Origin of the sequence: Candidatus Didemnitutus sp. (assembly GCA_019634575.1) — a bacterium.
In the GTDB taxonomy this organism is placed as follows: Bacteria; Verrucomicrobiota; Verrucomicrobiia; order Opitutales; family Opitutaceae; genus Didemnitutus.
Genome location: JAHCAY010000001.1, coordinates 968,081 through 986,704, shown reverse-complemented (window position 1 = coordinate 986,704; position 18,624 = coordinate 968,081). Strand labels below are relative to the sequence as shown.

General features: G+C 66.2%; 19 protein-coding genes. 17 read left to right on the top strand and 2 right to left on the bottom strand.

Annotated elements, in window-relative coordinates; all coding sequences use genetic code 11:
• The first annotated feature begins 3 nt into the window (after positions 1-3).
• The 16 genes from KF715_04075 (at position 4) to KF715_04000 (ending at position 15,918) form a co-directional block, all read left to right on the top strand.
• Positions 4-180, top strand: a complete 177-nt coding sequence (locus KF715_04075; GenBank protein MBX3735846.1) for a hypothetical protein — start codon at positions 4-6, stop codon at positions 178-180.
• A complete protein-coding gene (locus KF715_04070; protein MBX3735845.1) occupies positions 173-1,543 on the top strand; it encodes a UDP-N-acetylmuramoyl-tripeptide--D-alanyl-D-alanine ligase in 1,371 nt (456 codons plus the stop codon). The genes KF715_04075 and KF715_04070 overlap by 8 nt, the downstream gene beginning before the upstream one ends.
• A 3-nt stretch (positions 1,544-1,546) precedes the next feature.
• Entirely contained in the window at positions 1,547-2,662 is a 1,116-nt protein-coding gene (gene mraY, locus KF715_04065; GenBank protein ID MBX3735844.1) for a phospho-N-acetylmuramoyl-pentapeptide-transferase, read from the top strand.
• A 13-nt stretch (positions 2,663-2,675) separates the two neighbouring features.
• Positions 2,676-2,855, top strand: coding sequence for a hypothetical protein (locus KF715_04060; GenBank protein MBX3735843.1), 180 nt, complete (start codon positions 2,676-2,678; stop codon positions 2,853-2,855).
• A gap of 259 nt (positions 2,856-3,114) precedes the next feature.
• Positions 3,115-4,047 (top strand): LysM peptidoglycan-binding domain-containing protein, encoded by a 933-nt coding sequence (locus KF715_04055; GenBank protein MBX3735842.1) that lies wholly within the window; start codon positions 3,115-3,117, stop codon positions 4,045-4,047.
• Between the two features lie 80 nt (positions 4,048-4,127).
• Positions 4,128-5,339 (top strand): cell division protein FtsW, encoded by a 1,212-nt coding sequence (locus KF715_04050; protein MBX3735841.1) that lies wholly within the window; start codon positions 4,128-4,130, stop codon positions 5,337-5,339.
• Positions 5,336-6,475, top strand: coding sequence for a UDP-N-acetylglucosamine--N-acetylmuramyl-(pentapeptide) pyrophosphoryl-undecaprenol N-acetylglucosamine transferase (locus KF715_04045; GenBank protein MBX3735840.1), 1,140 nt, complete (start codon positions 5,336-5,338; stop codon positions 6,473-6,475). The genes KF715_04050 and KF715_04045 overlap by 4 nt, the downstream gene beginning before the upstream one ends.
• Positions 6,475-7,428 carry a UDP-N-acetylmuramate dehydrogenase gene (murB, locus tag KF715_04040; protein ID MBX3735839.1) on the top strand — a complete coding sequence of 318 codons (954 nt, stop codon included), beginning with the start codon at positions 6,475-6,477 and terminating at the stop codon, positions 7,426-7,428. Before KF715_04045 ends, murB begins: the two co-directional genes overlap by 1 nt.
• 153 nt (positions 7,429-7,581) lie before the next feature.
• Positions 7,582-8,514, top strand: coding sequence for a D-alanine--D-alanine ligase (locus tag KF715_04035; GenBank protein ID MBX3735838.1), 933 nt, complete (start codon positions 7,582-7,584; stop codon positions 8,512-8,514).
• Complete coding sequence (locus tag KF715_04030; protein MBX3735837.1) at positions 8,511-9,512, top strand: FtsQ-type POTRA domain-containing protein; 1,002 nt, start codon at positions 8,511-8,513, stop codon at positions 9,510-9,512. The genes KF715_04035 and KF715_04030 overlap by 4 nt, the downstream gene beginning before the upstream one ends.
• On the top strand, positions 9,505-10,716 hold the full coding sequence (ftsA, locus tag KF715_04025) for a cell division protein FtsA (GenBank protein ID MBX3735836.1): 1,212 nt from the start codon (positions 9,505-9,507) through the stop codon (positions 10,714-10,716). The genes KF715_04030 and ftsA overlap by 8 nt, the downstream gene beginning before the upstream one ends.
• Positions 10,717-10,726: 10 nt before the next feature.
• Complete coding sequence (ftsZ, locus tag KF715_04020; protein MBX3735835.1) at positions 10,727-12,025, top strand: cell division protein FtsZ; 1,299 nt, start codon at positions 10,727-10,729, stop codon at positions 12,023-12,025.
• Positions 12,026-12,030: 5 nt separating this feature from the next.
• Positions 12,031-12,585 carry a serine hydrolase family protein gene (locus KF715_04015; protein ID MBX3735834.1) on the top strand — a complete coding sequence of 185 codons (555 nt, stop codon included), beginning with the start codon at positions 12,031-12,033 and terminating at the stop codon, positions 12,583-12,585.
• 41 nt (positions 12,586-12,626) lie between these two features.
• Complete coding sequence (gene obgE, locus KF715_04010; GenBank protein MBX3735833.1) at positions 12,627-13,658, top strand: GTPase ObgE; 1,032 nt, start codon at positions 12,627-12,629, stop codon at positions 13,656-13,658.
• Between the two features lie 42 nt (positions 13,659-13,700).
• A complete protein-coding gene (locus KF715_04005; GenBank protein ID MBX3735832.1) occupies positions 13,701-14,189 on the top strand; it encodes a hypothetical protein in 489 nt (162 codons plus the stop codon).
• Position 14,190: 1 nt separating this feature from the next.
• The gene (locus KF715_04000) at positions 14,191-15,918 is read left to right on the top strand and encodes a type II/IV secretion system protein (GenBank protein MBX3735831.1); all 1,728 of its coding nucleotides are present in this window, start codon (positions 14,191-14,193) and stop codon (positions 15,916-15,918) included.
• A 12-nt stretch (positions 15,919-15,930) separates the two neighbouring features.
• Here the strand turns inward: KF715_04000 and KF715_03995 are convergent, their stop codons facing one another.
• Positions 15,931-16,617, bottom strand: a complete 687-nt coding sequence (locus KF715_03995; protein ID MBX3735830.1) for a histidine phosphatase family protein — start codon at positions 16,615-16,617, stop codon at positions 15,931-15,933.
• 104 nt (positions 16,618-16,721) lie between these two features.
• Here KF715_03995 and KF715_03990 point away from each other — a divergent pair, with 104 nt between their 5' ends.
• Positions 16,722-17,135 carry a GNAT family acetyltransferase gene (locus tag KF715_03990; protein MBX3735829.1) on the top strand — a complete coding sequence of 138 codons (414 nt, stop codon included), beginning with the start codon at positions 16,722-16,724 and terminating at the stop codon, positions 17,133-17,135.
• 12 nt (positions 17,136-17,147) lie between these two features.
• On the opposite strand, the gene KF715_03985 is transcribed toward KF715_03990, so the two are convergent.
• On the bottom strand, positions 17,148-18,518 hold the full coding sequence (locus tag KF715_03985) for a DHA2 family efflux MFS transporter permease subunit (GenBank protein ID MBX3735828.1): 1,371 nt from the start codon (positions 18,516-18,518) through the stop codon (positions 17,148-17,150).
• Between the last annotated feature and the right edge of the window lie 106 nt (positions 18,519-18,624).

Here is an 18,624-nt window from a genome sequence, read left to right as displayed (position 1 = left end):
CCCGTGAACCACGCCAAAGACAATTCTTCCCGCTCCGCGCCCAAGGCCGGGGCGACCGACACCGTCAAACCGGCGGCGACTTGGGTGCGCGGACAACGCGCGCCACGTCGCAAACGAACCGACCGCGCGAGCGCCTTGCAGCTCGGCGCCATCAACCTCGCGAGCAATCACCATGCGTGAGTTCAACCCGCAGTCGCTCGCGTCGTGGACCGGTGGTCGTTGGACAACGATGCCGGTCTCGTCGCTTTCGGGCTTCAATCAGGACACCCGCACGCTGACGGTCGGTCAGGTTTTCGTCGCGCTGAAGACCGACCAGCGCGACGGCCATGACTTCCTCGCCGCTGCCGCCGCGCGTGGCGCCGCCGCCGCGCTCGTTGCGCGCGAGATTCCCGACTCCGCGCTCCCGCAACTCGTCGTCACCGATCCGCTGCGCGCGTTCCAAGCCATCGCCGCCGCGCATCGCCGCGCGTTCCCCGGGCGCGTCATTGGCATCACCGGCAGCGCCGGCAAGACCTCGACGAAGGATCTCGTCACGCTGCTCCTCGGCGGCGCGCCGTCGGTTTTCGCGACGCAGGGCAACCTCAATAATTTCATCGGCGTCCCTCTGACGCTCACGCAGCTCGATCCCGCCGCGCACGGCGCCGCCGTGATCGAGGCCGGCATCAACATGCCCGGCGAAATGCGCGATCTCGCGGACATGATCCAGCCCGACCACGGCATCGTCACGTTCGTCGGCCCCGCACACCTCGAGAGACTCGGTTCGCTCGAAGGCGTCGCGGCGGAGAAAGTCCAGCTGCTCACTCAGGTTCGCGCCGGCGGCTTACAGGTGTTTCCCGTGTCGTGCTGGCAATACGAGCCGTTCCGCCATCTCGCGCACCCGCTGGTGCTCGTGCCGGCCAACGAGGCGATGGTGCGCGTCGACGGTCGGACGCTGGTCTTCACGGTCCTCCATCGTCCCGACCGCACCGAGGTCACGCTCGGTGCGAAGCGCACGTTCATCCTGCGCCGCGTCTCCGGCGGCATGGCGCAAAACGCCGCGCTCGCGCTCGCGCTCGCCTCAGAGCTCGGCGTCGACGACGCCACGCTGCAGCAACGCCTCGCGACGTGGCAGCCGTCGAAGTGGCGCGGCGAGATGCAGCGGGTGGGGGAGGCCGAGGTTTACTGCGATTTCTACAACGCCAATCCCGCCTCGATGGCCGACGCCATCGCGGCGTTCGCCAGCCTCGCGCGGCCGGAGCTCCCACGCCTCTACGTTCTCGGCGGCATGGAGGAACTCGGCCCGCAGGCGGCGGAGTTTCACCAGCAGCTCGGTCGCACGATCCTGCTCCGCCCGGGCGATTTTCTCTTCACGATTGGCACACACGCCGCCGCGCTGCGCGAAGGGCTCCTCGAAAACGGCAACGACCCCGCACAGATCGCGGTCGTCACCGACGTCGCCTCCGTCCGCGCGCGCCTCGCGACTTTCAAGGGCGCCGCGTTCCTCAAAGGCAGCCGCCGCTATCGCCTCGAAACCATCCTCGATCCCCACGCCGCCACGCACTGAGCCATGTTGAGCTACCTCGCCGACTACGAGCAATACTTCGGACCGCTGCGCCTGTTCGCATCGCAGACGTTCCGCATCATCATGGGTTCGGCCACGGCGCTGCTCATCGGCTTCATCATCGGGCCGCTGCTCATTCGCAAATTCCGCGAGCTGAAATTCGGCCACGGCTACATCGACGAGCGCACGGGCGCGCTCGGTGCGACTTACTTCGACAAGAAGCACACGCCCACGATGGGCGGGCTCATCATCTTTCTCTCCGTCTTTCTCAGCAGCGCGCTCTGGGCGCGGCCGAACATCTGGGTCTTCGTTGCGCTGTTCGTCTACGCCGCGCTCACCGTTCCCGGCTGGCGCGACGACTACCTGAAGGTCGTTCACAAGAACAAGGACGGCATCAAGGCCTGGGAAAAGATCGGCTGGCAGTCGCTCGCCACCGGCGTCGCGCTCGCCGCACTGCTCTGGCATCCGACCAGCGCCCAAAAAATCCGCGAGCTGTGGGTGCCGTTCTTCAAGGACGCCATCATCGCGCACATGCCGTGGTGGCTGCTGCTGGTGCTGATTTACCTCTGGATCGTCGGTTTCTCGAACGCGATCAACCTCACCGACGGCCTCGATGGCCTTGCCGTCGGTTGCACGATCACGGTCGCGCTGGTGCTCGGCATCATGGCCTACATCGCGGGCAATCACATCTTCTCCGAATACCTGCTGCTCAGCCACGTTCCCGGCGCTGGCGAGCTCACCGTCGTGTGCGGCGCGTTGATCGGCGGCTGCATGGCGTTCCTGTGGTTCAACTCGCATCCAGCCGAGGTGTTCATGGGTGACACCGGCTCGCTCGCACTCGGCGGCCTCATCGGCGTCATCGCGTTCATGATCCACCAGCCGTTCACGCTCGTGATCATCGGCGGCGTGTTCGTCATGGAACTGCTGTCGGTCGTTTTCCAGGTGAGCTGGTTCAAGTTCACCAAGCGCCGCTTTGGCGAGGGCCGCCGGCTCTTCCGCATGGCGCCGATTCACCACCATTTCCAGAAGCTCGGCTGGCCCGAGACCAAGGTCGTGCTGCGCTTCTGGGTGCTCTCCCTCGGCTTCGCCCTCGTCGGCCTGGCCACGCTGAAACTCCGCTAACCCCCGAAAAACCATGCCCGTCGACTTCAGCTCCGATCTCTCGCCCAGCTTTCGTGAAATTTCCCACGCCGGTCTTTTGCTTCTCCATAAGCCGCTCGTTCGCTCGGCCGCGAAGCTCCGCCGCCTCCGCCGCGGCGTGACGCTGCCCGAGCTGCCGCTGAAGACCGCCCGCACTTTCGCAGGAGTCCGCTGACAGGTTCTTTATCCATCACCTTAACCGGAACCAACCACTGCTGTTAACGGACACCTGCTCGTTTTCCATGACCCTCGTCCTCGTCATCGTCGCCCTCCTCATCGTCCAGGCGCTGCTCACCCTCGACACGCCGCGCAACGACCCGTGAGCGCCCGCGTCGCGGCGGGTCTCGCGAGCGATTCGTCAATCGCCCGCAAACCTCCGTCCGCGACCCATTTTTAGATAGCAAATCGCCGAATCCCAGACCCATACTTCGCCCATGAAAATCCTGCAGATCTTCGGAGCAGTCGTCGCCGTGCACCTGCTCGCGTTTATCTTCATTTTCGCCAGCCCGGGTTGCCAATCGAGCCCGCGCAATATTCCGACGCCGGACGCCACCGTGCCCACCGCCAGCGGTGAGACGGGCGCCCCCGTCGCCTACAATCCCGCGCCCGCCGACACCAGCGGCATCGCTTACGCGCCCGCGACGCAGCCCGGTCGCGCCGAGCCCACGCGCCCCGGCTCGCCCAACGCCGTTGCCGTGACGCCCGCGAAGCCCGCCGAGGAAGTCGCGCCCGTCAGCACCTACAGCGTCGGTCGCGGCGACAGCCTCTGGAGCATCGCGAAGAAGAACCACATGACCGTCGCCGAGCTCGCCAAGGCCAACAACCTCGCCGTCGGCGCGACCTTGAAGCCCGGCCAGAAGCTCATCATCCCCGGCAAAGTTGTCCCGAAGGACCTCGCCGCCGCACCGGCTCCGAGCATGTCGGCCGCCACCACACCCGTCGCGCCCGCGCCGACGCGCAGCTCCGACGCCGTCACGCACGTCGTGCAATCCGGCGAAAGTCTCGGCACGATCGCGCGCCGTTATCAGGTGACCGTCGGCGAACTCGCCGCCGCCAACAGCATCACCGACCCGACCAAGGTTCGCGCCGGCCAGAAACTCGTCATCCCGGGCTTCAAGTCGGTCCCGCAAAAATCGACCGCGGCGAAGACTTCGGCTCCGAAGACCAGCGCCCCGAAGGCCGCGGCTGCGGCCAACACGCCCGCGACGCAGCCCGCCGCCGAGCCGACCGTGAGCACCGCACCGCATTTCGAAATCGCCCCGCCGCCTCCCGGCCAGGACCTCGACGCCGGCTTGAAGGACCAACCGGCTGACGTGCCGACGATCAAGGTGGACGACGCGAAGACGCAAACGCCGCCGAAGGGCTGATCAAGCGTTGTGCGTCGTGGCCGCTCTCTCGCCAATTTTCGGAGTAGGGGCGCAGTCTTGCTGCGCCCGTTGGACGCGCGATGCATTCGGGCGCAGCAAGACTGCGTCCCTCCAAGCGTGATTCCGTGAGTTCGAGCGACGCGCCACCTTCCTCTCCCCGCCGCCACCTCACGATCACTCCCGCGAGCGTCATTCTCGTGTGTGTGGCCGCGTTGTTGGCCATGGGACTCACGGTGCTGTTCAGCGCCAGCTCGCGTGCGCTCGGCGGCCCGCAGTCGTATCTGTTCAAGCAACTCATCTTCCTCGCGCTCTCCATCGGCATCGCGTGGGTCGTGGCGCGACTCGATCTGGAAGGCATGCGGCGGTTCGCGTGGATCCTCGCCGGCGCGACCCTGTTTGGCCTGGTGCTCGTGCGCATCCCGCACATCGGCGTCAACGTGAAGGGCAGCTGGCGCTGGCTGAACCTCGGCTTCACCCGCCTGCAGGTCTCGGAGTTTGCGAAGCTCGCGATGGTCTTTGCGCTGTCGCATTACCTCGCGCTCAACCAGAACAAGATGGAGGACATCAAGCGCGGGTTCATCTACCCGTGTCTCGGCATCGGACTCTTCGCCGGCCTGATCATCATCGAGCCCGATTTCGGCACCGCGTTTCTCTGCGCGAGCGTCGGCATGATTCTGCTCTTCCTCGCCGGCGGGCGCCTCAAGTTCATCCTCCCGAGCGTCGCGTTCGCGCTCATGGGTTTCGTGTTGCTCGTGCTGCACAACCCGAACCGCCTGCGCCGCATCACGGCGTTCATGGACGTCGAGGCGAATCGCAGCGAAGGCGCCTATCAGCTCTGGCAGGCGATCCTCGCCTTCGCGGCCGGCGGCGTCGACGGCGTCGGCATCGGCAACGGCCGGCAACAGCAGTCGTTCCTCCCCGAGGCGCACACCGACTTCATCTTCGCCATCATGGGCGAGGAAATGGGGCTGATCTTCACGCTGCTCACCGTGATTCTTTTCGTCGCGCTGTTCGTCGCCGGGCTGAGGCATGTGCGCCGCGCGCCGAATCTGTTCCAGTTTCTCCTCGTGACCGGCTGTCTCCTGCTGATCTGTCTCCAGGCGATCATCAATCTCATGGTCGTCACCGGCATGATGCCGACGAAGGGCATGTCGCTGCCGTTTATCAGCGCCGGCGGCTCCAATCTCCTGCTGATGGGTTTCCTCATCGGCGTCATCATCAACACCGCGCGCACGTGGGAACGGCCGAAGCCGCTCGAGCGCAAGCGCGCGCTGGCGGAGATCGAAGCATGAGCCGTTTCCTCATCGCCTGCGGCGGCACCGGCGGACATCTCGCGCCGGGCATCGCGCTCGCGGAAGCCCTCCGCGCGCGCGGCCACGACGTGCGCCTCTTCATCTCGCACAAGAAGGTCGATTCGCGGCTCGCGGAAAAATACCCGCATCTCACGACCGCCGCCGTCCCCGGCGCGCCCTTCGGCCTGCGGCCGGATGTGCTCGCGCGCTGCGTGTTCAAGCAGACGCACGGGTTGGTCTTCTCGCTGAAATACCTTGCGGCGTTCCGGCCGCACGCGGTCGTCGGCTTCGGCGGTTTCACCAACGCCGGCGTCACGCTCGCGGCGCGGTTTCTCGACATTCCCGTCGCGCTCCACGAGGCGAACCGCATCCCCGGTCGCGCCGTGCGCCTGCTCTCGCGTTTCGCCCAGCGCCTCTATCTGCCGCCCGGCGTGCGTTTGCCGGGCCGCCTCGGCTTGCTCGTGCGCCACACCGGTCTGCCGGTGCGCCCGGAAGTCGTGCGCCTCTCGCGCGCTGACGCGCGCGCGCAGCTCGGCGTCGACGCGACGCAAAAATTGCTCGTGATCGTTGGCGGCAGCCAAGGCTCCGGCAATTTGAACCAATGGGTGCTCGACAATCTCGACGCGCTGGCCGGCGAGGGCGTGCAGGTTTGGTGTGTCACTGGCCTCGGCAAGGGCGAGGCGTCCGTGCGCGAACTGCGCTCCAAAAAAGGCGAAGTCGTCCGCGCCTGGTTCGAGCCCTTCACCGATCGCGTCGGCACGCTGCTCTCCGCCGCGGACCTTGTCGTCAGTCGCGCCGGCGCCGGCACGATCGCGGAACTCGTCCGCTGCGAGGCGCCCGCGGTGCTCATCCCGTATCCTTTCGCCGCCGACAACCACCAGTGGGCCAACGCGCGCTATTTCGAGCAGCAGGGCGGGGGACTCGTCGTTGATCAGAACGCGCTGTCGCTGCTGCGACAGGAAGTCTTCGACGTGCTGTTCAACGACTGGTTGCTGAACAAATTTCGCGAGAACCTGCACCGCATGGCGCACGAGGACGCCGTCGCGACGATCGTCACGGACCTCGAGGAACTCGCCCAACGCCTCCCGCCGCGCCGCCACCTGCGGCACACGCCGGCGCCGGCGTCGCATTCCTGATGAGCACGGGCGTCTCCGCTTCCTGGTCCGACTTCCTCGCCGCCGTGCGTCCTTCGCTCGACAGCGCGACGAAGCTCGTCGAACGCGAACCGCTCGCGCCGAAGACCACCATGCGCGTCGGCGGCCCGGCCCGCGTCTACGCCGAGCCGGCGAACGCGGCGGACCTTGCCACCTTGCTCGCGACGGCGCACGCGCGCGGCCTGCCGGTTTACCTGCTCGGACGTGGCTCGAACCTCATCGTGCCCGACGAAGGCGTCGACGGGCTCGTGATCAGCCTCGCGCACCCGAATTGGCAGGCCTTCGAACCGCAGCCGGACGGCCGCGTTTGGGTTGGCGCCGGACTGCGACTGAAAAATCTCTGCGGCCTCGCGGCGAAGGCCGGCCTCTCGGGCTTCGAGTTCATGGAAGGCATCCCCGCGAGCGTCGGCGGCGCGCTGCGCATGAACGCCGGCGCGATGGGCGGTTGGACGTTCGATGTCGTCGACGAGGTTCACCTCATGACGCTCGCCGGCGAAAAGCGCGTGATGAAAAAGGCCGCGATGCACGTCGACTACCGGCATTGCGCGGAGCTCGAGACCGCGGTCGCTCTCGGCGCCTTCCTCCTGCCGCGTCAGCACACGGATGCCGCGGCGATCAAGCAGCAGATCGAAACTTACACGAAGAAACGCCAGGAATCGCAGCCGCGCGAGCCGAGCGCCGGTTGCATCTTCAAGAACCCGCCCGGCACTTCAGCCGGCAAAGTCATCGACGAGTGCGGACTCAAGGGCGAGCGCGTCGGCGGCGCCGAGGTCTCGCGCGTGCACGCCAATTTCATCGTCAACCGAGACAGCGCCACCGCCGCTGACATCGTCGCGCTCGTGCGCGTCGTCCGCGCCCGCGTGAAAGCCGCGCGCGGCATCGACCTCGAGCCCGAAGTGATGCTGTTCGGCGGAGATTGGAGGAAGGTGCTGTGAATTTTGGATTGGCTGGCGTGTGTGCGATTTGCTGCGACTTCGTTGGTCCGATTCGATTCGCGAATTTCCAAGCCCTATCTTCCTGCGACGCGCGTTTGCCGCGCTGACCGTCCGTTGCACGACCAATCCAAAATCCGAATTCCAAAATCCAAAATGAACTCCTCTCCCACCATCGCCGTCTTCGCGGGCGGCACTTCACCTGAACGCGAAGTCTCCCTCGGCTCCGGCAAGGCCGCCGCGCTGGCCATGGCCGCGTCGTTCCCGACGCAGTTGTTCAACATCGAGGCCGACGCACTGCCGGCGGACCTCGATCCGCGGCGCCACGTCGTGTTCTCGACGCTGCACGGCGTGTTCGGCGAGGACGGCGGCATGCAGCGCCTGCTCGAGCAGGCGGGCGTCGCCTATGCGGGTTGCGATGCGAAGAGCAGCGAACTGTGTTTCGACAAGTGGCGCACGCGTCAGGCGGTTTCGGCCATGGGCGTGCGCGTCGCGCCGGGCCGCGCCTTCGATGTCACCAGCAAGCCGAAGGCGTCCGTGTTGTCCGACGAACTCGGCGAACAGGTCGTGTTGAAGCCGAACCGGCAGGGCAGCAGCGTCGGCTTGCAGATGATCACGACGCGCGCCGGTCTCGAGATCGCGATCGCCGGCATTCGCCACGGCGACTGGGTGATCGAGAAACGCATCGCCGGCCGTGAGCTCACCGTCGGCCTCCTCCGCGGCCGCGCCATGGGCGTGGTCGAGATCACGCCGAAGTCGGGCGTGTTCGACTACACGAGCAAATACACCAAGGGCATGACCGAATACACCGCGCCGGCGCCGCTCTCGTCGGAACAGACCGCCGAGGTGCAGCGCGCGGCGGAGACGGCGTTTGCCGCCTGCGGCTGCCGCGACTACGCGCGCGTCGACTTCATCCTCACGCCGGACGGCGAACTTTATCTGCTGGAAATCAACACGCTGCCCGGCATGAAGGAAACGAGCCTCTTGCCGATGAGCGCTCGTTGCGTGGGCCTCGATTTCAACGCGCTTTGCCGCGAGTTGGTCGCGCCCGCCCTCGAGCGCCTCGCCGGCGCCACTACGAAGAAATGAGCGAGGAAAAGGACAACGCCGCGTCCGAGCGTTCCTGGCGCACCATTCGCCAGGACGTGACGCCGCGCGCGATGTCCGCCCGCGGTCGCCGGCGGCGCCAGATCGCGTGGTTGAAAGTCGTCTCTCTCGTTGCGCTCACCAGCGCAGCGGGCTGGGGCATCTACGAGATGGTGCATACCTGGGAAAACGATCGCGCCGCCATCGCCTCCGCCGTGAAGAGCGAGCCGGTGAAGGATATCGTGGTCGTGACCGACGGCGTGCTCGGCAAGGACTGGGCCGCACGCCTGCTGGCCCTGCCGCGCAACACGACCCTCATGGCCCTCGACCTCGCCGCGCTGCGCGAAAAGCTGATCGCCGTCGGCCAGGTGCGCGTCGCCGTGCTCACGCGAAACTTCCCGGATACGCTCGTCATCAATCTCCAGGAGCGCACGCCGGTCGCGCGCATCCAGGTCGAGGATCGGCTCGAGAAAAAGCAGCTGCTCGTCGCCAAGGACGGCGTGGTCTACGAAGGCGTCGGCTACGACAAGGCGCTGCTCGCGACGCTCCCGTGGCTGGCCGATTTCCGCCTCCGCCGCACCGAAGACGGCCAGGGCTACGCGCCGATCGACGGCATGAAGCAGGTCTCCGATTTGCTCACGACCGCGCAACTGCAGGCGCCGCACCTTTATCGCGAGTGGCTCTTCGTTTCGCTCGCGCGTCTCGCCACGCACGAGGAGATCGCGGTCAAGGCACAGGACATTCCCGAGATCGTGTTCAGCGCAAAGCAGGATTTTTTCCGCCAGATCGCGCAGCTCGACATGATCGTCGACGAGACCAAGCGCACGCTCACCGATCCGCAGATCCAGTCGGTCAACCTCGCGCTCGGCCCGCAGGTGCCGGTGAAGCTCGCGCAGACGCCCGAGCAACTTACGAAACAGGCGCAGGCCGGCACGTTCGCGCCGGCGTTCCAGATTTCTCCCTCTTCCTCTCCGAAACGGAAACCTTCACGTGATCTCTAACGGCAGCAGAATCATCGGTGCGGTCGAAATCGGCACCGGCAAAATCGCGGTCCTCGTCGGCGAAATCGCCCGCGGCCGCGCGCTCAACATCATCGGCGTCGGCCTCTCCCAGTCGCGCGGCGTGATGAAGGGCGAAGTCGTCGACTACAAAGCCGCCTCCGAAGCCGCGCACCACGCGCTCGAGATGGCCGAGAAGAAAGCCGGCGCCCGCCTCGACGAGGTCTGGCTCGCGCAGACCGGTCCGCACTTGGACGGCTTCTACAACGAGGCCTCGGTGAACGTGAAGTCGGCCGAAAACACCGTCACGCAGCTCGACATCTCCACCGTCTGCGATCTCGCGAAGGAGAAGGAACTCCCCGCTGGCCGCACGCGCATCCATGAACTGCGCCGGCCGTTCCGCCTCGACGGCCGCGTCGTGGCCGATCCCGAGCATCTTTCGGGCAACCGCCTCGAAGTCGGTTACTGGATCGTGCACGGCCAGGAGAGCAAGGTGAGCGACAACATCCACGTCGTCGGCGGCTATCACCTCGAAGTCCGCGAACTCGTGCTCTCCTCGCTCGCTAGCGGCGCGCTGCTCACGACGCAGGAGGAGCGCATCCACGGCGCGCTCGTGCTCGATATCGGCAAGGGCATCACGGATTACGTCCTCTATCGCGACGGCCACGTCGCCGCGACCGGCACGCTCCCCGTCGGCGGGGAGCATGTGACGAACGATCTCGCGCTCGGTCTCCGCGTCACCACCACGCAAGCCGAGATGCTGAAACTGCGCCACGGCCGCGGCACGGTGCAGACCCGCGACAAGGCCGACAAGGTCTGGCTCAACGGCGACATGTCCTTCGGCGACCGTCAGATCGCCCGCGGCGCGATCGAGACGATCGCGAGCGCGCGCGTGCAGGAGATTTTTGAAATCGTGCAGAAGAAGCTCGGCCCGAAGCTCTCGGTCGAGCACTGCGGCGCCGGCGTCGTCCTCACCGGCGGCACGGCCAAGATGCCCGGCATCGACGAAGCGGCGAGCCGCGTGTTCGGCCTGCCCGTGCGGCGCGGCGAAGCACCGTCGTGGGTGAAGGACGAGTTGAAGGACCCGATGTTCAGCACCGTCCTCGGCGTCTTCCAATTCGGTTTCAAACACGCCTCGGAGCACCACGTGCCCGCCCGCCGCAAGGGCGGCAGCATCTTCGCGGGCTTGACCAAATTCTTCGGCTGAGGACTCGACGATGAACAACGAACTTCCCCTCGAGGCCCTCACGGATCGCGACATCGGCATCAAGCTCGTCGGCATCGGCGGCGGCGGCTCCAACGCCGTCGACCGGCTGAAAATGGAGAACCTCGACCGCCTCCAACTCGCCGTCATCAACACCGATTTCAAGGCGCTCAGTTCCTCGCCGGTGCAGGACAAGATTCTCATCGGCACCAGCGTCACGCGCGGCCTCAGCGCCGGCGGCGATCCGGTGCTCGGCTACCAAGCCGCCGACGCCGACCGCGAGAAGATCGCCGACGTCGTGCGCGGCAACGACCTCGTGTTCCTCGTCGCCGGACTCGGCGGCGGCACCGGCTCGGGCGCGACGCCCATCGTGGCGGAGATCGCCCGCGAGGCCGGCGCGCTCGTGATCGCGTTCGTCACGCTGCCTTTCAGCTTCGAGGGCGGGCGCCGCCGCAAGCAGGCCGAGGAAGCCCTCGACGAGCTCCGCAAGCAGTGCCACGCGGTCATCCCGCTCTCCAACGATCTGTTGCTGCAGGAGGGCACGGAGCAGACGAGCGTGCTCGACTCGTTCGCGCGCGCCGACGTGTGGATGGGGCGCGGCGTGAAATCCATCTGGGCCATGCTTTCGCAGACCGGCCTGATCAACGTCGACTTCCAGGCGCTGCGCACCGCCTTCCAGACGCGCGGCGGCAAGACGCTCTTCGGCCTCGGCACCGGCGAAGGCGAGAACGCGGCCGACGATGCGTTCGAGGATCTCAAGAATTGCCCGCTGCTCGCCACGCCCGAGTTCGCCCGCAAGGCTGACCGCCTGATGGTCAACATCACCGGCGGCGCCGACCTGAGCCTCACCAAGGTCAACCAGCTCATGACGGCCGTCACCGAGGAGTTCGGCCGCGAGGCACACGTGATCATGGGCGCGGTCATCGACGAGGCGTTGCAGGGCAAGGTCGAGGTCTGCGTCATCGGCGCGACCGACATCGGCGGCCGCACTTTCACTCGCGCCAAGCCGAACACGCCCGCGAAACGCCCCGAGCGCACGCCAGCCGCGAGCGAGAATGCGGAGGGTGAGTCCGCTCCAGCCAAGTCGGCCGCGCCCGCCGAACGCGAGCGCGCGGCGCGGTCCAGCAGCGCGTCCGCCAAAGCCGCGGTGCACGATCCGAACAAGCCGCAACAGGAGGAGTTCGGCTTTGGCGGCGTGGCCGAACCCGCGGCGAACCGCGGTTCGTTCGACAAGTCCGACCGCAATCTCTTCGAAGGCCAGGACCTCGACGTGCCGACCTACTTGCGTCGCGGCATCAAGGTGACGGTCTGAGCCCGATGTCCGGGAGCTTTCCGGTTTTGCTCGTGCCGGGTTACTCCGGCGGCGGACCGCGGCACTGGATGCGCGTCTGGCATGTGGCGAATCCGGAGTGGGCGCGGATGGCGCTGGCCGACTGGCTCTCGACCTCGCCGCAAGAGTGGGAAGAAGCGCTCGAGCACGCGCTCGCGGCGTTGCCCGGTCCCGCGGTCGTGGTCGCGCACAGTGTCGGTTGCATTACCGTAGCGCGCCACGCGGTGCGTTGCGGCGGCGGCAAGATCGCGGGCGCGTTCCTCGTTGCGCCGTCGGACGTGGAGCGCGCGCCGGATTTGCCGATGTTGCGTGGCTTCGGCCCGATCCCGCGCGAGCGCTTGGCGTTCCCAGCCCTGGTGATCGCGAGCACGGACGACCCTTACGCGAGCCTGACGCGGGCGACGGAATGGGCGGAAGGCTGGGGCGCGGAACTCCGGGTCTTGGAAAGGCTGGGGCACATCAACTCCGACTCCGATCTCGGGGCGTGGCCGGTGGGGCAGGCGCTTTGGCAGGAATTCCTCGGTCGCCTGTCGGGCGCCTAACTCCGCTTGGCAAGCGCGCGGGATTCTGCACCGTGGGAGGCATGTTCATCGACGAATGCACCATCAAAGCCCGCGCCGGCGACGGAGGCCGCGGTTGCGTGAGCTTTCGTCGCGAAAAATACGAACCGTGGGGCGGCCCGAACGGCGGCGACGGCGGTCGCGGCGGGCACGTCGTGCTGCGCGGCGACGACGACCAGAACAATCTCATCGATTTCAAATACAAGCCGCACTGGAACGCCGAGCGCGGCGAGCACGGCCAGGGCAAGGATTGCAACGGCCGCGAAGGCCGCAACGCGATCCTCCGCGTGCCGCTCGGCACGGTCGTCTACAATCTCGAGACCGGCGCGGTCGTCACCGAAATCCTCGAGGACGGCCAGGAGTTCATCCTCTGTCAGGGCGGCAAGGGCGGGTTCGGCAACACGCGTTTCAAATCCTCGGTGAATCGCGCGCCGCGCCAGCACGGCCCTGGCGAGCCGGGCGCGTTCGGCGAGTATCGCCTTGAGCTGAAGAGCATCGCGGACATCGGCCTCGTCGGTTTCCCGAACGCCGGCAAATCCTCGCTCACCGGCCTCATCACCAAGGCGCACCCGAAGGTCGCCGCGTATCCCTTCACCACGCTGCAACCGCAGATCGGCATCATCGAATACGAGGAGGAATACGACCGCCTCATCCTCGCCGACATCCCCGGGCTCATTGCCGGCGCGAGCGAGAACAAGGGGCTCGGCCACCGTTTCCTCCGCCACATCGAACGCTGCGCACTGCTGCTGATCATCGTCGACATGGCCGGCACCGACAACCGGGACCCGCGCGACGACTACAAGCAGTTGCTCAAGGAGCTCGAGCTCTACGACCCCGCGCTGCTCGAAAAACCGCGCCTCGTCGCCGCGAACAAGATGGACGAGGACGCCGCCGTCGCGAACCTCAAGAAGTTCAAGACGCGCTACAAGAAGGTGGAGCTCGTCCCGATCTCGTGCCTGAGCGAGGACGGCATTCCCAAGCTTAGGAAAGAACTGCTAAAACGCGTGCGGAAGCTGCGGAAAAAGCAAAAGGCATCGCCAGCGCCCGCGGCGTAACGCAACGTCGGCTCTCTCATGACGGAACATCGGCCCCTCCTCATGCGCGCCAACCGCCTCCTCGGCTCGGCGCTCGTCGAGCATAACCTGGTGAAGTTCGAGGACCTCGAAGCCGCCAACGAGCGCGTGCTCGAATTGGCGGGGCAGGGCGATCTCCGCCAGGCCTCGGTGCTCGGCATCCTCGCGCTGGAGCGGAAAGTCGTGCGCGAGGAGGACGTGCTGCACGCCGTGATGGAGGAACACCAGCTCGGCGTCGTCGACCTGCGCCACTACGATGTGCCGGACGACATCCGCAAGCACCTCGATCTCGGCATGTGCTGGGCCAGTTGGACCGTGCCCTACGACAAGGAGGAGGATTTCTGGCTCGTCGCGACGGCCTATTACCTGAGCCCCGCCGTGCGCACGGCCTGGGAAAAGAAGCTCGGCGGTCCCATCGTCTGGCACGCGACCACGATGGACGTGATCGCCGATTTCCTTGACCGTCAGCAAGCCGAGCGCGAAGCCGCCGCGCAGGCCCACCCCGCTTCCTGACATGCCGCTCGGACGCGTCCAGACCCACATCGTCGACAAGCTCGTCGAACTAGGCAAGCTGAGCGCCGAGGCGCGCGCGGCCGTCGTCAACCACCCGGACGACCTCAACGGCGACCAGCTCGACGCGCTGCTGCAGAGCGAGCACAAGGTCACGCCCTTCCCGCTCCACCTCGCGAAGTGCCGCGCGCTCGGCCTCACGCCGTTCAACGTCGGCCGCTACAAGCTGCACAACGCCACGTTCGAGAAGATCGATTTGGAGTTCTGCCAGAAGAACACGATCCTGCCCGTCGGCCAGGTCGGCGACATGCTGCTCGTCGCGTTCTCGAATCCCTTCGACACCCAGCTCGCCGCCAAGATTGCCGAGAAGACCGGCATGCGCGTCGCGCGCCTCCTCGGTGCGGAAAAGGACATCAAGGAAAAGCTCAAGAAGGACAACGCGCCCGAACAGGTGCAGTTCTCCGACGTCGTCGACCAGCTCGGCGCGCAATTTTCCGAGGACGAAGTCGAGATTCGCGAGGAAGACCTCACGCACGAGGACTCCGCGCCCATCATCCAGCTCGCCAACCGCATCATCGAGGACGCGTATTTCTCCGGCACGTCGGACATCCACATCGAGCCGCAGGAAAAGGACCTCGTCGTCCGCTACCGCATCGACGGCCTCACCCAGGAAAAGCTCCGTCTCCCGGCCAAGGTCACGGGCGCACTCGTCGCGCGCCTGAAGATCATGTGCAACCTCGACATCGCGGAGCGCCGCCTGCCGCAGGACGGCCGCATCGTCTTCAAGCAATACAACAAGAAGGGCGTCGACATCGACCTCCGCGTCTCCACCGCGCCGCTCAACCATGGCGAAGGCGTGGTCATGCGTATCCTCGACAAGCAGAAGTCCACGCTGCCGCTCCCCGCACTCGGCTTCACCGAGGAGAATTTGGCCAAATACCGCGAGTGCATCCGCCAGCCCTACGGCATGATCCTGCACTGCGGACCGACCGGCTCGGGCAAGTCGATGACGCTCTACTCGGCGCTGAACGAGATCAACACGCCCGACATCGTCATCCGCACCGCCGAGGACCCGATCGAATACACGCTGCCCGGCATCAACCAAATGCAGATGCACCGGCAGATCGGCCTGACCTTCGCCGCCGCGCTGCGCGCCTTTCTCCGTCAGGACCCGGACATCATTCTCGTCGGCGAAATCCGCGACAAGGAGACGGCGAACATCGCCGTCGAGGCCGCGCTCACGGGCCATTTGCTCATTTCCACGCTCCACACCAACGACGCCCCGAGCACCATCGCGCGCCTGACCGACATGGGCATCGAGTCGTTCATGGTGTCGTCCTCGCTCGTCTGCGTCTGCGCGCAACGCCTCATGCGCCGCGTCTGCAAGACGTGTCGCGTCGCCTACGAGCCGGACGGCCGTGAGCGCGACATCATGGAGCGCGCCATCGGCTGGACCGGCGGACACATTTTCAAACCCAATCCGAAAGGCTGCCCGAAGTGCGGTGGCACCGGCTACAAGGGCCGCGTCGGCATCCACGAGTTGATGGTGACGAACGAGGAATTGATCGAAGGCATCAACAAGGAGATGGAGACCGCGGAGCTGAAGAAGATCGCGATGCGCGGCGGCATGAAAACGCTGCACCAGGACAGCATCTACAAGGTGAAGGAAGGCCTCACCACGCTCGCCGAAGCGCTCAGCACCGTGCCGCAGGACATGGAGCTGCGCGGGTAGGGCGCGCTGGATTCAACGCCGCTCCGCTTGCGCCGGCAACGGCCAGCCCGGACCGTGTCCGCTCCAAGTCTGCTGCTCGCGCGGGATGTGCGAGACGTCATTGAACACCTGCAGGCGCGTGCTGCCGTCGGCGTTGATCTGGATGATCGTGACCGAGCAGTTGGCGATTTCCATTCTCGTCCAACGCGCGGGGTCGACGCCGAGCGCGCGGCAGACGAACCAGCGGATGACGTTGCCATGGCACGCGAGCACTTCGCTGGCCGCACCGGCCTTCGCGGGATGAGCGTAGCGTTGCCAAGCGCGCTCGAGCTGCGCCGTCGCGCCCGCGTCCACGTCCTTTCCTGCCACTCCGATTCCCGGCGGAGTGCATTCGTTGAGTGATTTGTCGCGGACACAAGCAAGGCCGAGCTGAGCAGCGATGGCATCGCCCGTTTCGCGCGCGCGGGTGAACTCGCTCGAGGTCACCGCGGCAAATTTGACCGGCAACGCTGCTAGGTAGGCGGCGACCTTCTCCGCTTGCGCGCGACCGGTGGCGTTGAGTGCATTGGCTGTTTTCGAATCTGCGCTCGCGACGTAGTCGTAGTAGCCGTGCCGCACGAGGTAGAGCGTGCGGGTTGCGGGCACCGTTTGCGCGACCGTCGTGAGCGTCAGCGCGAGCGCAGCACCGCAGGCGAACAGAAAGCGAAATAGGGAGGGCATGCCGCAGCGTCGCCCCGGCACCGCGTCGCGGCGAGGCCCAATCGCGCTTTGGGCTTTTGCCGTCACGAGAAAATCCGCACGCTCGCGCCGTGAAAACCGAGTGGATCATCCGTCGTTTTGAAACGCGCGACAGCGAGGCGGTCGTGGCGCTGTGGCAGGCGTGCGGGCTCACGCGTCCGCAGAATGACCCGCGCAAGGACATCGCGCGCAAGCTCAAGGTGAATCCCGAGTGGTTCCTCGTCGCCGAGCAGCGCGGCGCAATCGTTGGCAGCGTGATGGCGGGATATGAGGGACATCGCGGCTGGATCAACTATCTCGGCGTGGCGCCGGGATTGCAGCGCGGCGGACTGGGTCGCCGTCTGATGGAGGAAGCCGAGGTGCGCTTGCGCGCGGCGGGTTGCCCGAAGATCAATTTGCAGGTGCGGCCCGACAACAAGGCCGCGATCGCGTTCTACGAGCGCATCGGCTTCGCGATCGAGGGCGCAATCAGCCTCGGCAAACGACTCGAGCACGACTGAGCGCTCGGCGGTTCAAGCGGCGACGGCCTCGTCCTCGCCGGCGCGCGGGCGGTTGCTGACGTTATTGCCGTCGTCGCCGTGCAGACGCCAGAACATGAGCGAGGAAATCACGGTGAGACTGCCGAGCACCAGAAACGATTTGTGCAGGGCCGGGATGAGGAGCGCGCGGTCGGACTGCGGCGCGTGCCCGAGGAACCACGCGGCGCAGAGCGACGCGACGGCGACGCCGAACGAGAGCGCCATCATCTGCGCCGTGCTCGCGATGCTGGTGGCCATGGAGGCTTCGCGATCGGGAATGTCCGCGTAGACGAGCGAGTTCATGCTGGTGAATTGGAGCGCGGAGAAGAATCCCTGCGTGAACGCCAGCAGGAGAATCGCGAGGAGCGGCGTGTCTCCGTCCACCCTGGAGAACACCATCATCGTTACGCCGAACAAAACCGTGTTGGTGATGAGCACCTGACGGTGCCCGAAGCGTCCGAGAATTTTCTGACTGATGAGCTTCATCAGGATGGCCGCGAGCGCTTGCGGCATGGTGAGCAGACCCGCCTGCCACGGCGCGTAGCCGAGGCCGAGCTGGTAGAGCAAAGGCAACAGAAACGGCATGCCGCCCACGCCGAGGCGCGTGAGGATGCCGCCGAGCACCGCGAGTTTGAACGTGCGTGTCTTGAACAGCGCGAGCTCGAGCACCGGATGTTGCTCGCGGCTCTCGTGAAAGCCGTAGCCGGCGAGCAGCACGAGTGCGACCGCGAGCATGAACAGCACGGAGCCGGTCTGCATCGAGTGTTCGCCGAACACCTCGAGCACATACGACAGCAGCGCGATACCGCTGCCGAACAGCAGGAAGCCCGTGCGGTCGAGCGACGGCACGTCCGGATTGCGGAAGTCCGGCATGTGCCGCTTCACAAGCCAGAGGCCAATGAGTCCGAACGGCAGGTTGAGAAAGAAAATCGTCCGCCACGGCAGCCAGTGCACGATGAGTCCGCCGACGAACGGCCCGAGCAACGGGCCGATGAGTGCGGGAATGACGACGAAGTTCATCGCGGCCATCATCTCGGATTTCGGGAACGTCCGCACGAGCGCGATGCGCCCGACCGGCGTCATCATTGCGCCGCCGATGCCCTGCAGCACACGCGCGGCGACGAGCATCGGGATGTTGAGGGCGAAGCCGCACAGCAGCGAACCGAGTGTGAACGCCCACACCGCCCACGTGAACACTCGGCACGTGCCGAAACGGTCGGACATCCACCCGCTGACCGGGATGAACACCGCGAGACACAGCGTGTAGCTCGTCAGCACGGATTTCAGGCTCAGCGGCGCGACTTGCAGGCTCGCGGCCATCGTCGGCACGGCGGTGTTGAGGATCGTCGCGTCGAGATTCTCCATGAACAGCGCCGTGGCGACGATCCACGGGAGAAACCGTTTGGTCTCGGCGATATCGGCGGCGACGGTCGGGTTGCTCACGTCGGTTAGAAAATGCGCGTTCGCGGGC

Excerpts from the sequence above, each read along its gene's own strand:
- KF715_04070 (MBX3735845.1), top strand. The coding sequence starts at position 173 with ATGCGTGAGTTCAACCCGCAGTCGCTCGCGTCGTGGACCGGTGGTCGT.
- mraY (MBX3735844.1), top strand. The coding sequence starts at position 1,547 with ATGTTGAGCTACCTCGCCGACTACGAGCAATACTTCGGACCGCTGCGC.
- KF715_04060 (MBX3735843.1), top strand. The coding sequence starts at position 2,676 with ATGCCCGTCGACTTCAGCTCCGATCTCTCGCCCAGCTTTCGTGAAATT.
- KF715_04055 (MBX3735842.1), top strand. The coding sequence starts at position 3,115 with ATGAAAATCCTGCAGATCTTCGGAGCAGTCGTCGCCGTGCACCTGCTC.
- KF715_04050 (MBX3735841.1), top strand. The coding sequence starts at position 4,128 with ATGCATTCGGGCGCAGCAAGACTGCGTCCCTCCAAGCGTGATTCCGTG.
- KF715_04045 (MBX3735840.1), top strand. The coding sequence starts at position 5,336 with ATGAGCCGTTTCCTCATCGCCTGCGGCGGCACCGGCGGACATCTCGCG.
- murB (MBX3735839.1), top strand. The coding sequence starts at position 6,475 with ATGAGCACGGGCGTCTCCGCTTCCTGGTCCGACTTCCTCGCCGCCGTG.
- KF715_04035 (MBX3735838.1), top strand. The coding sequence starts at position 7,582 with ATGAACTCCTCTCCCACCATCGCCGTCTTCGCGGGCGGCACTTCACCT.
- KF715_04030 (MBX3735837.1), top strand. The coding sequence starts at position 8,511 with ATGAGCGAGGAAAAGGACAACGCCGCGTCCGAGCGTTCCTGGCGCACC.
- ftsZ (MBX3735835.1), top strand. The coding sequence starts at position 10,727 with ATGAACAACGAACTTCCCCTCGAGGCCCTCACGGATCGCGACATCGGC.
- KF715_04015 (MBX3735834.1), top strand. The coding sequence starts at position 12,031 with ATGTCCGGGAGCTTTCCGGTTTTGCTCGTGCCGGGTTACTCCGGCGGC.
- obgE (MBX3735833.1), top strand. The coding sequence starts at position 12,627 with ATGTTCATCGACGAATGCACCATCAAAGCCCGCGCCGGCGACGGAGGC.
- KF715_04005 (MBX3735832.1), top strand. The coding sequence starts at position 13,701 with ATGCGCGCCAACCGCCTCCTCGGCTCGGCGCTCGTCGAGCATAACCTG.
- KF715_04000 (MBX3735831.1), top strand. The coding sequence starts at position 14,191 with ATGCCGCTCGGACGCGTCCAGACCCACATCGTCGACAAGCTCGTCGAA.
- KF715_03995 (MBX3735830.1), bottom strand. The coding sequence starts at position 16,617 with ATGCCCTCCCTATTTCGCTTTCTGTTCGCCTGCGGTGCTGCGCTCGCG.
- KF715_03985 (MBX3735828.1), bottom strand. The coding sequence starts at position 18,518 with ATGGAGAATCTCGACGCGACGATCCTCAACACCGCCGTGCCGACGATG.